The 10,000-nt window shown below is 44.6% G+C and carries 8 protein-coding genes (1 of these 8 cut by a window edge); 7 read left to right on the plus strand and 1 reads right to left on the minus strand.

The genetic code is table 11. The features are described 5' to 3' along the window. The 6 genes from dnaA (at position 1) to gyrB (ending at position 6,448) form a co-directional block, all read left to right on the plus strand. On the plus strand, positions 1-1,356 hold the full coding sequence (gene dnaA, locus MHH56_RS00005) for a chromosomal replication initiator protein DnaA (protein ID WP_076266595.1): 1,356 nt from the start codon (positions 1-3) through the stop codon (positions 1,354-1,356). 320 nt (positions 1,357-1,676) lie between these two features. After that, positions 1,677-2,819 (plus strand): DNA polymerase III subunit beta, encoded by a 1,143-nt coding sequence (dnaN, locus tag MHH56_RS00010; RefSeq protein WP_076266596.1) that lies wholly within the window; start codon positions 1,677-1,679, stop codon positions 2,817-2,819. A gap of 37 nt (positions 2,820-2,856) precedes the next feature. Continuing rightward, complete coding sequence (gene yaaA / locus MHH56_RS00015; protein WP_339205835.1) at positions 2,857-3,072, plus strand: S4 domain-containing protein YaaA; 216 nt, start codon at positions 2,857-2,859, stop codon at positions 3,070-3,072. Positions 3,073-3,099: 27 nt separating this feature from the next. Further along, positions 3,100-4,209, plus strand: coding sequence for a DNA replication/repair protein RecF (gene recF, locus MHH56_RS00020; protein ID WP_339205837.1), 1,110 nt, complete (start codon positions 3,100-3,102; stop codon positions 4,207-4,209). Positions 4,210-4,239: 30 nt separating this feature from the next. Next, a complete protein-coding gene (locus MHH56_RS00025; RefSeq protein WP_054025778.1) occupies positions 4,240-4,491 on the plus strand; it encodes an extracellular matrix/biofilm biosynthesis regulator RemA family protein in 252 nt (83 codons plus the stop codon). Positions 4,492-4,537: 46 nt separating this feature from the next. After that, positions 4,538-6,448, plus strand: coding sequence for a DNA topoisomerase (ATP-hydrolyzing) subunit B (gene gyrB, locus MHH56_RS00030; RefSeq protein ID WP_076266599.1), 1,911 nt, complete (start codon positions 4,538-4,540; stop codon positions 6,446-6,448). 32 nt (positions 6,449-6,480) lie between these two features. Here the strand turns inward: gyrB and MHH56_RS00035 are convergent, their stop codons facing one another. Then, positions 6,481-7,254: a YheC/YheD family protein gene (locus MHH56_RS00035; protein ID WP_339205840.1), complete on the minus strand. Its 774-nt coding sequence runs from the start codon at positions 7,252-7,254 to the stop codon at positions 6,481-6,483. A 288-nt stretch (positions 7,255-7,542) separates the two neighbouring features. Between MHH56_RS00035 and gyrA the strand changes: the two genes are divergently transcribed. Then, positions 7,543-10,000, plus strand: the 5' portion of a protein-coding gene (gene gyrA / locus MHH56_RS00040) for a DNA gyrase subunit A (RefSeq protein WP_339205842.1). 26 nt of this gene lie beyond the right edge of the window; 2,458 of the gene's 2,484 nt are visible here — the first part of the coding sequence; the start codon lies at positions 7,543-7,545; the stop codon falls past the right edge of the window.

A 10,000-nucleotide genomic window follows, 5' to 3' on the forward strand; every position in this document is an offset into this window, starting at 1 on the left:
GTGGACAGCCATACCTATGATTTATGGCAGCAAGTGTTGTCGATCATACAGACGAAATTGAGCAAACCGAGCTTTGACACTTGGTTCAAAGCAACGAAAGCTAATTTTGTTGATGATTCCATGCTTGAAGTAACAGCGCCGACAACATTTGCGGCCGAATGGCTGGAGGGCCGTTATACGAAGCTAATAAGAACGACACTGTTTGAGTTTTTGGGCAGACAAGTCGATGTTCGCTTCTCTATTGAGGAACCTAAGGGTGCGGAGCCCGCATATATGTTCCCGCCGAAAGCGGTGCATTCCCCTGTCATGAATGAGGAAGCGACACCTACTCATATGCTTAACCCGAAGTATACATTTGATACATTCGTTATCGGTGCTAACAACCGTTTTGCGCATGCAGCATCGCTTGCCGTAGCGGAAGCGCCGGCCAAAGCTTACAATCCATTGTTTTTATACGGTGGAGTTGGGCTAGGCAAAACCCACTTAATGCATGCCATTGGCCACTACATCATGGATCACAACCCGAATACGAAAGTTCTTTACATCTCGTCTGAGAAATTCACCAACGAATTCATTAACGCTATCCGTGATAATCGTGGTGAAAGCTTCCGTACGAAGTATCGCAATATCGACGTTCTGCTCATTGACGATATTCAATTTCTAGCCGGAAAAGAACAGACGCAGGAAGAGTTTTTCCACACCTTTAATGCGCTGCATGAGGAGCGGAAACAAATTGTCATTTCAAGTGACCGGCCTCCAAAGGAAATTCCTACGCTGGAAGAAAGGCTACGCTCTCGCTTTGAATGGGGACTTATTACCGACATTCAGCCGCCGGATCTGGAGACGCGGATTGCAATACTGCGCAAGAAAGCACGCGCTGAGAATCTAGATATTCCTAACGAAGCGATGATCTATATCGCTAATCAAATCGATACAAATATTCGTGAACTGGAGGGTGCCCTTATTCGGGTAGTCGCCTATTCATCCTTGATAAATGCAGACATTACGTCGCATTTGGCGGCAGAAGCGCTTAAGGATATCATTCCTTCTAGCAGACCTAGAATGATTACGATGCATGATATTCAGACGAAGGTTGGGGAGTTCTACGGGCTGCGGCTAGAGGAATTCAAAGCGCGGAAACGAACGAAGGCGGTAGCCTATCCTAGGCAAATCGCAATGTATCTATCCAGGGAGCTCACCGATTTCTCGCTTCCGAAGATTGGCGAGGCTTTTGGCGGGCGTGACCATACAACCGTTATCCACGCACATGAGAAAATTACACAGCAGCTTAAAATAGATCAGGACCTGTACAAAATCATTCAAAACCTGACCGAAAAGATCAAAAATCATATGTGAACAACTAAGCAAGCCTATGCACAAGCTATGCACATGTGGATAGGCTTGCTTTATCGGTCTTCCAAGGGGTTATCCACATATTCAGTGCCCCTACTACTACGACTACTAAAAATCTTTAAAAAAACATCATCAAATACGGCAAAACGGCTGATGCCAGCCTTTACAGGCAAATGCTCGCTTCGCGGTGAAGTATAAGGTTTGTATAACGTTTAAAATAAACGCGAAATCATCAAAACATAACCAATTTACGCCATTTTCAAAAAAATCGTTTGTGAGAGCTCATACTTGGATGAATTTATAAGAACGCTAGGAGTGAAATCATGAAATTAACAATCTCAAAAAATGAATTAAACGATGCGATCCAGCAAGTAGCAAAGGCTGCTTCCTCACGTCCTGCTATACCTATTCTCGGCGGTATCAAAATTGAGGTTACTCATCTTGGGGTAACACTTACAGCAAGCGATACCGATATCTCTATTCAAAGCTTCATCCCTGTGGAAAGAGATCAATTCGTTATTGCACATGTGGATAAACCGGGAAGCGTCGTTTTGCCCGCAAAGTTTTTCGTGGAGATTGTAAAAAAACTCCCATCCGAGCAAGTCGTTATCGATGTGAGCAATACTTACCAGACGATGATCCGTTCGGGCTCTACTGAAATACAAATGGTCGGACTTGATCCGGAAGAATTTCCAGTACTTCCTTCCATCGAACAAAACGATATATTGCAAATGCCTGGCGATCTATTAAAAGCAATGATTCGCCAAACTGTGCTTGCAGCCTCAGCAAGTGAACAAACCCCTATTTTGACAGGTGTACTTTGGAACTTGCTTGAAGGGGAATTGAAATTTGTAGCAACGGACCGCCACCGACTAGCAAGCCGTACGGCACAAGTTGAAACAGAAGCACAGCTCAAATTCAGCAATGTCGTCATTTCAGCGAAAACACTAATTGAGCTATCCAAGCTCGTTCCAGAGCAAAATGCTCTTGTCGATATCGTTGTAACAGACAACCAAGTGTTGTTTAAACTCGGAAATGTATTATTTTATACACGTATCCTTGATGGAACTTATCCCGATACTTCTAAAATTATTCCGCAAACGTTCAAAACAGAACTTGTACTTGATACAAAAAATGTGATGGACGCGATTGATCGTGCCTACCTCATGTCTCGTGAGGAAAAAACGAATATCGTTCGCCTTATGACGCTTGAGGATGGAACGATTGAAATTTCATCCAGCTCGACTGAGCTTGGACGAGTAACGGAGCAGCTTGAAGCAAAAGAATTTAACGGCGAGCCTCTTCGAATCGCATTTAACTCTAAATATATGCTCGACGTCCTTAAAGTCATTGATAGCGAGCAATTGTTTATTGGCTTTACAGGTGCAATGAGCCCTATTATTATTCGTCCTATGGATCATGCATATAGCATGTATGTCATCTTGCCTTATAGAACAACGGGCTAAATCTCAAATATAAGCAAGAAAGGGCTGACCTATTTTCATGAAAGAAATCGCCATCAAGACGGAATATATAACGCTGGGCCAATTTTTGAAGCTTTCTGATTGCATTCAAACCGGCGGTCATGCGAAGTTTTTCCTTCAAGAAAACACTGTCGTTATTAACGGAGAAGCGGATAACCGCAGAGGAAGAAAATTGTATGCTGGCGATAAAGTAGAAGTTGAAGGCTGCGGCGTCTTTACGGTAGGTAGAGAGTAACGCACCAACGGACCGGGAGGTCAAAACGTGTTTTTAACGAGCATACAGCTGCAAAATTATCGGAATTACAGCGAGATTGACTTGCAAACGCCGAATAAGGTCAATATATTTCTTGGGCAAAATGCTCAAGGCAAAACCAATTTGCTAGAGGCTATATTTGTACTTGCATTAACGAAGTCTCATCGTACCTCTAAGGACAAGGAGCTTATTGGCTGGCAAGAAAGCTCCGCTCGTATTACTGGCGAGGTCGATAAGAAGTACGGAGCGATTAAGCTGGATCTCCTTTTCTCAGCGCAAGGAAAAAAAGCGAAAATAAACGGACTTGAGCAGCGTAAGCTCAGTGATTTCATCGGTTCGGTAAATGTCGTCATGTTTGCGCCAGAGGATCTTGAAATTGTAAAAGGAACGCCGGGAGTGCGAAGACGGTTTCTCGATATGGAAATCGGACAAGTACAGCCCGGCTATTTGTATACACTCCAGCAATATGGAAAAGTGCTGCAGCAGCGCAACAATTTTTTGAAAGCCTCCTATCCTGGAGGGGCAAATCAAACGATGCTTGAGGTGTGGAATCAGCAGCTCTCAGAGCATGGTGTTAAAATCATGAAAAAAAGGAAACACTTTATACATAAATTACAAACGTTTGCAGAACGAATACATGCAGGCATAACGAACGGGACTGAGCAGCTCACGATTGACTACCGTCCTTCTTTTGATACAGATGCCCAGCAAGATGAATCTGTTTTATTTGATCAATTTATGATAAAGTTAACACAGGTGAAAGATCAGGAGATTCGCAGAGGCGTTACGCTCGTGGGTCCGCATCGTGATGATTTGGCGTTTTTTATCAACGGCAAAGAAGCGCAAGTCTACGGCTCACAGGGGCAGCAGCGAACAACGGCCCTGTCTTTAAAATTGGCAGAAATAGAACTCATTAACGAGGAAATCGGTGAGTATCCGATTTTGCTGCTTGACGATGTGCTGTCAGAGCTTGATCAGAACCGTCAGACGCAGCTTATTGAGACATTTCAGAGCAAAGTACAAACCTTTATTACAACGACCGGCCTTGAAAGCGTGAATGTGAGCAGGCTTCAGGATGCCGGCATCTATCATGTGCATGACGGCCGAGTGACACGTTAAATTGCGAATAGGAGAGGTGAGGAAGAGGACATGTACATCCATTTGGGCGGCGAGAAAATAATTCGGGCTGCGGAGCTCGTGGCCATCTTTGATATTTCTATCGAGCAATCCTCTAAACTATCCAAGCAATTCGTTGCGGGAGCACGCAAGCGTAAGGACGTTGAAACGATAGGCGAGGAAGAGCCAAAATCGATCGTTGTAACGAAGCAAAAAATATATTATTCGCCTATTTCATCCTCTACGCTTAAGAAAAGAGCCCATCAGTTTGTGGCTAACGGCTAGAGCGAAGGCGATCAGGAACAGCAGTTGAGAGGAGCAGTGAAGTTGCATGTCTTTGGAACAGCATACGTATGACGAGAGTCAGATACAGGTCTTGGAAGGTTTAGAGGCGGTACGCAAACGTCCGGGGATGTATATTGGCTCCACTAGTGGCAAAGGTCTTCACCATCTCGTATGGGAGGTTGTTGATAACAGTATTGACGAGGCTTTGGCCGGTTATTGCTCAAAAATCGAAATTATCGTGCATGAGAATAACAGCGTAACGGTTATCGATAATGGACGCGGTATCCCTGTAGGAGAGAATGCGAAACTGAAAAAATCGACGCTAGAAGTCGTTATGACTGTTTTGCATGCGGGAGGTAAGTTCGGCGGAGAGGGCTATAAAGTATCCGGCGGCTTGCACGGGGTCGGCGTATCTGTCGTAAACGCACTGTCCGAGCTTGTCATTGTTCAAGTAAAACGCGAAGGCAATATCTATCAGCAAGAGTACCGCAAGGGTGCTCCACAGTATGATATAAAAATTGTCGGCGAGACAACGGAAACAGGTACTCAAGTAACGTTTAAGCCTGATACAGAAATTTTTACGGAAACGACCGTATACGACTATGAGACGCTGCAATCGCGTATTCGCGAGCTTGCGTTTTTGAATAAAGGCATTGAAATTGTGCTTAGTGATGAGCGTACTGGCGTATCCAATACGTTTAAATATGAGGGCGGTATTATCGAGTTTGTAAAATACTTGAACCGCAATCGCGAACCTTTGCATGAGCTGCCAATTTATGTGGAAGGCTCGAAGGATCATATCCAAGTAGAAGTCGCTCTACAGTATAATGACAGCTACACCGAGAATATATACTCTTTCGCAAATAATATTAATACACATGAGGGCGGTACGCATGAGTCGGGCTTTAAGAGCGCGCTTACGCGTATTATTAACGATTATGCCCGCAAATCAAATCTCATCAGGGATAATGATTCGAATTTCTCCGGCGATGATGTGCGTGAGGGCTTGACGGCTATTATTTCTGTCAAAATCCCGGAACCGCAATTTGAGGGACAAACAAAGACTAAGCTTGGCAACAGCGAAGTCCGCGGAATCGTAGAATCATTTTTTGCCGAGAAGCTGCAGGAATTTCTAGAAGAGAATCCTTCTGTTTCGCGCAAAATCGTAGAAAAAGGTCTATCTGCTGCTCGTGCTCGTGAAGCTGCGCGCAAAGCGCGTGAGCTGACTCGTCGTAAGAGCGCTCTGGAAGTTGGCTCACTACCTGGTAAGCTTGCTGACTGCTCATCCAAGGATGCATCGATCAGCGAACTGTACATCGTAGAAGGTGACTCTGCCGGTGGATCTGCCAAGCAGGGCCGCGATCGTCATTTCCAAGCCATTTTGCCGCTTCGCGGTAAGATTTTGAACGTAGAAAAAGCGCGTCTCGATCGTATTCTTGGCAATGCTGAGATTCGGGCAATGATTACAGCGATGGGCACCGGTATTAGCGATGATTTTGATTTAACTAAAGCACGTTATCACAAAATCATCATTATGACTGATGCGGATGTCGATGGCGCTCATATTCGTACGCTCATCTTAACGTTCTTCTATCGCTATATGCGTGAAATTATAGACGCTGGCTATATTTATATTGCACAGCCTCCTCTATTCAAGATCGAGCGTAATAAGGTTATTCGCTACGCGCAAACCGAGAAGGAACGCGAGAAGATTTTGGCTGAATTTGGAGAAGGCGTAAAAGTAAACGTTCAGCGCTATAAAGGTCTTGGAGAGATGAACGCTACTCAGCTTTGGGAGACAACGATGGATCCTGAAAGCCGCACAATGCTCCAGGTAACGATTGAGGATGCAATTGAAGCGGATATCGTGTTCGACACGCTTATGGGCGATAATGTTGAACCGCGCCGCGAATTTATTCAAAAATACGCTAGATACGTAACGAATCTAGATGTTTAAGATAAAGGATTTCGAAAAGAAGCAGCCGCCCATTATGGACGACTGCTTCTTTTTTTAAATCGGCCATAGGCGACTGCATAACGATATACTTTATGAAAAACATTTTGATCAGGCAGCTTTCGAAAGATAAATGGGTCGGGTAATGTATTGACTTCCAAAATCCATGGATGCAGCTTTGCATCAATTGCGATGTCCACGCCTAGCTCTTTTATATTGGGGTAGGCACCTTGTAGCTGGTTGGCAATCGTAATGCTGACTTTTCTTAATTTGTTTTTGAAGGCAGCAAGTTCTGAAGCATTAGCATGATCGCCCATGAGCCGCTCAAGTGCCATCGGAGTCCCGCCGCTGTGATAATTGGTTACTATTTTCGCAGGATGGGCGAGTCTACCGATAATGCCAGTGACCTCCCATTCGTTATGAGGGTTTTTCTGAACCATAACGCGAATATCGAAGCGCCGCTTTTGATGTTTTAGCAAATGGATACCTCTTTGAACAAGATAGCTTCGCTTCTTCGTTTGTTGAGCTAGCTTATGGTATAACTGGTCGAGTGTTGAGAAAAACAAGATTTTTGTCCCAAGCTGATAGCGATATCCGAGAGCAGGTACAGTAGTTCTCTCCACGCGGATGACGCCATTGCCGAAAGTACCGTTTATCGGCTTGACGTAGACCATACCATATTCACTAAGCATTGACTGAAGGCTGCCACGTCCGAATAGTTTTGTTGGGGGCATATAAGAGCGCAAATAGTCAGATTTCAACATGACTTTTGTTTTGGCCCATTTGCTCGTAACGCGTTGTATACTCAACGATTTTTCTCCTTTCAAAATGTTGCTTTTACAGGTCATCGATTTGAAATGATGCAGGAGACAGACTTTCGATTGAGTGGTATAATGAAAGTTGGGTCTGTTTATTTTATGGCAGGTTTTCATGTATGGAGAGCGGTAATTCACCTATTTTTAGCAAGTAAATACGAAAGTTTCGCAGGAATTCCAAAAGCATGAGCGCAAAAGGTTTATATGCTCGCTTTTTGAGAAAGTAATATAAGAGTTATGTTGATTTAAGAGTAGCTATAGATGGCGTCAGGGAGGTAAATCATGGCGGAAGAACAACGTATGTCTGTAAGAGATCGAGATATTGGTACGGAGATGCGGGATTCCTTTATGGATTACGCAATGAGTATCATCGTAAGTCGCGCTCTTCCCGATGTTAGGGATGGACTTAAACCAGTGCATCGACGCATATTGTATGCGATGTCTGAGCTGGGCATGTCACCGGACAAGCCCCACAAGAAGTCAGCGAGAATTGTAGGAGAAGTAATCGGTAAGTATCACCCGCATGGTGATTCCGCAGTTTATGAGTCGATGGTACGGATGGCACAAGATTTCTCCATGCGTTATATGCTCGTAGATGGACATGGTAACTTTGGTTCTGTTGATGGCGACTCTGCAGCTGCCATGCGTTATACGGAAGCTCGTCTTTCGAAGATGGCAATGGAGTTGCTACGCGATATCAACAAGGAAACGATTGATTTCGTTCCTAACTATGACGGTGAAGAGTCGGAACCAGTTGTATTGCCAGCACGTTATCCAAACCTTCTTGTAAACGGGGTTACTGGGATAGCGGTTGGTATGGCTACGAATATTCCACCTCATAACTTGAATGAGGTTATTGATGGAGTACAGGCGCTTATTGTTAATCCTGACATTACGCCACTCGAACTCATCGAACACATAAAAGGTCCGGATTTTCCAACAGCCGGTTTTGTAATGGGCCGTATGGGGATTCGTCAAGCTTATTTGACAGGCCGCGGTTCGGTAACAATGCGAGCAAGGGCGACGATTGAAGAAAATAACGGCAAAGCGCGCATCATTGTGCATGAGCTGCCTTATCAAGTCATTAAAGCTCGTTTAGTTGAGAAAATTGCCGAGCTCGTTCGCGAGAAGAAAATTGAAGGTATTACTGATTTGCGAGATGAATCGGATCGTAACGGCATGCGCGTAGTCATTGAGCTTCGTCGTGATGTTAACCCGAGCATCGTACTTAATAATTTGTACAAGCATACACAGCTGCAATCCAACTTTGGGATTAACATGCTGGCACTCGTAAATGGTGAGCCTAAGACGCTTAACATACGCGATATGCTTTATCATTATTTACAGCATCAGATCGAGGTCATTCGTCGTCGTACGGAGTTTGATCTCAAAAAGGCTGAAGCTCGCGCACATATCTTGGAGGGCTTGCGAATAGCGCTTGACCATTTGGATGAGGTCATTGCACTCATTCGCGCTTCCCAAACAGCTGATCAAGCTCGTGAAGGCTTAATTACAAGATTCTCGCTCAGCCATGAGCAGGCGCAAGCGATTTTGGATATGCGTTTGCAGCGCCTGACTGGTCTGGAAAGAGATAAAATAGAAGCAGAGTATGCAGAACTTATGCGTAAAATTGCTGAATATAAAGCGATTCTAGCTGATGAGCAGCTTGTGCTCGATATTATTAGCACAGAGCTTGCTGAATTGAAGGATCGTTTCGGTGATGAGCGTCGTACGGAGATAATGGCAAGTGATGAGGAAATTCTCGATGAGGATCTTATTCCTCGTGAGGATGTTATCATCTCCATTACTCACACGGGCTATATCAAGCGTTTGCCGGTTGGCACTTACCGCAGCCAGAAGCGCGGCGGCAAAGGCGTTGTCGGCATGGGTACTAAGGATGATGACTTTGTTGAGCATCTATTTGTATCCAATACGCATCACTACCTGCTGTTCTTTACGAACAAAGGTAAGGTGTATAAGCTGAAAGCCTATGAGATTCCTGATCTTAACCGTACTGCACGCGGTACGCCTATTATCAACCTCATTCAAATTGAACAGGGCGAGACAATCAATGCGGTCATACCTGTACAAGAATTTGATTCGGAACATTACTTGTTCTTTGCTACAAGGCAAGGGGTTGTGAAGAAGACTCCGCTTGATGACTACGTCAACATTCGGAAAGTCGGATTGATCGCAATCTCACTTCGTGAGGACGATGATCTAATTGGCGTTAAGCTGACTGACGGCAATCAGGAAATTATTATGGGAACGGCGCAGGGTATGTCCATACGTTACTCTGAGCAGGATGTCCGTTCGATGGGACGTTCCGCTACAGGCGTAAAAGGTATCCAGCTTGATGATGAAGATACCGTTATTGATATGGATGTTATCGTACCGGATAATGATATCCTGATCGTTACCTCCAAAGGTTACGGCAAGCGGACACCAGTGGCCGATTATCGTATTCAGAACCGTGGCGGTAAAGGGATTAAGACGCTTAACGTAACCGATAAGAATGGACCGATCGTCTCACTCAAAGTGGTTGAGAATGATGAGGATCTTATGATTATGACTTCATCTGGCACGATGATTCGTACCAGCATGGAAGGCATATCTACGATGGGACGGAATACGCAAGGCGTAAGGCTGATTAATACACGCGAAGATGATACGGTAGCGACTGTTACACGTGTTGCTCGCAGTGAAGAGAATGAAGCTATAGATGAAAATGAAGAACAAG

Source organism: Paenibacillus sp. FSL K6-3182, from assembly GCF_037976325.1.
Lineage (GTDB): Bacteria > Bacillota > Bacilli > Paenibacillales > Paenibacillaceae > Pristimantibacillus.